This is a genomic window from Paenibacillus sp. AR247 (assembly GCF_002968895.1).
In the GTDB taxonomy this organism is placed as follows: Bacteria; Bacillota; Bacilli; order Paenibacillales; family Paenibacillaceae; genus Paenibacillus_AQ; species Paenibacillus_AQ favisporus.
Genome location: NZ_PCZT01000025.1, coordinates 182,934 through 184,713, shown reverse-complemented (window position 1 = coordinate 184,713; position 1,780 = coordinate 182,934). Strand labels below are relative to the sequence as shown.

At 61.0% G+C, this 1,780-nt stretch carries 2 protein-coding genes and 1 pseudogene; all 3 read left to right on the top strand.

All coding sequences use genetic code 11. The annotated features are described in order from the left end of the window. Positions 1-377 (top strand): annotated as a pseudogene (locus CPT76_RS33705) (FecCD family ABC transporter permease); the annotation flags it as partial. Beyond that, positions 374-1,153, top strand: a complete 780-nt coding sequence (locus CPT76_RS33700) for an ABC transporter ATP-binding protein (RefSeq protein WP_105446007.1) — start codon at positions 374-376, stop codon at positions 1,151-1,153. The pseudogene CPT76_RS33705 and the gene CPT76_RS33700, both read left to right, overlap by 4 nt. A gap of 94 nt (positions 1,154-1,247) precedes the next feature. After that, positions 1,248-1,780, top strand: a 533-nt coding sequence (locus CPT76_RS33695; RefSeq protein ID WP_146116520.1) for a nicotinate-nucleotide--dimethylbenzimidazole phosphoribosyltransferase, incomplete at its 3' end; no start/stop codon positions are given.

Sequence of the window (1,780 nt, the reverse complement as noted above, 5' to 3'; positions counted from 1 at the left end):
CCGCGCTGAATCTATTGTCCTTAGGTGGAGCGGGCAGGCGGCCCATATAGGGATGAACGTGGACCGCGTGAGCTGGGGTGCTGCTCGTCAGCACGCTGCTCACGGCTGCCGCGGTGTCGGTTGCGGGCATCATCGGGTTCGTCGGACTTGTCATTCCACATGTGATCCGACTGATTACTGGCCCCGATTACCGGCTGATCGTACCGCTGTCGGCCATTGGCGGAGCTATCTTCATGGTCTGGGCTGACACGATCGCCCGCTCCCTGCTGGCGCCGACCGAGATTCCGCTCGGCGTGGTGACGGCCTTCGTAGGCGCTCCGTTTTTTGCCTATTTGCTGAACCGGAACAAAAAGCAGCGGAAGGGGAGATGGACATGATCGAGATCAGGGAAGCAGGGAAACAGTATGGCGGCATCACAGCTCTCCATGGCCTCAACTGGTCGGTCCAGGAAGGCGAATGGTGGGGGATTATCGGGCCGAACGGCAGCGGCAAGTCGACGCTGCTGCAGCTGGTCTCCGGCGTGGAGAAGGCCAGCAGTGGCGAGGTACTGATTCACGGCAAACCAGCCTCTGCCTATAACCGGAAAATTCTTTCCCGCATGATGGCCGTTCTCCAGCAGGACGGCCTTCCTCCTGTTCATTATCCGGTCAGGGAAGTGCTGGAGATGGGACGTTACCCGTATCAGGATTGGCTCGGACGGGACGAGGGCGGCGATCCTGACGCCTTGATTGAGAGCATCATGGATAAGCTGCAGCTGCACGAACTTGCGGACCGCCCCTTGGATGAGCTGAGCGGCGGGCAGCGCCAGCGCGTCGCCCTTGGCAAAGTGATGGCGCAGGAGCCGCAAATTCTGCTGCTTGACGAGCCGACGACGTATCTGGACATCCGCTACCAGCACCAGTTCATGGAGCTGGTGGCGCAGTGGCGGAAGGAAGAGGGCATTACGGTCGTCGCCGTCTTGCACGATTTGAACCTGGCGGCGCAGTTTTGTGATAAACTGCTGGTATTAAGGGACGGGCAGGCGGTCGGAATGGGAACGCCGGAAGACATGCTTACCGAGGAAACGATCCGTCTGGTGTACGGCATTGAGCCGGTCATCGTTCCCCATCCGGTCAGCGGTATTCCGCAGGTGCTGGTGACCAGGCAGCGGTAGGATTAAAGCAGCCCGGAGAACGAGTGCGGAAAGTAGGGGGGCCGTGAGTTGATCGGTTTGAAGGCAGTTTTACGAGAGAGGGAGTAGATGCAAGATGAACGAACTGTTGAAGCAGTACGTGGAGCGGATTCAGCCTCTGGATGAGACCGCGTCGAAGGAGGCGGCAGCCCATATTGCCAACCTGACGGTGCCGCCGGGCAGCCTCGGCAAGCTGGAATCGCTGGCAATCCGCCTGGCCGGCATAACCGGCGAGACGAAGCCGCTGTTCGAGCGCAAAGAAGTTATCATTATGGCCGCGGATCATGGGGTGTGCGAGGAAGGCGTCAGCGCCTTCCCGCAGGAAGTGACGCCGCAGATGATCCTTAACTTTCTATCCGGAGGCGCGGCGGTCAACGTGCTGTCGCGGCTGGCCGGCGCGGACATCGTCTGCGTCGACATCGGGGTGAAGAGCGACCTGGCCCATCCGCAGCTGGTGTCCCGCAAGGTGCGGTACGGGACGGCCAATATGGCCAAGGGACCGGCGATGACCCGCGAGGAAGCAGAGCAGTCGATCCTGACCGGCATCGCCGTCGTCGAGGAAGCGGTGGCGCAAGGCGTCCGCATCTTCGTTACCGGCGAAATGGGCAT

Bases quoted from the DNA above. Each gene is read 5' to 3' on its own strand.
- CPT76_RS33700 (WP_105446007.1), top strand. From the start codon at position 374: ATGATCGAGATCAGGGAAGCAGGGAAACAGTATGGCGGCATCACAGCT.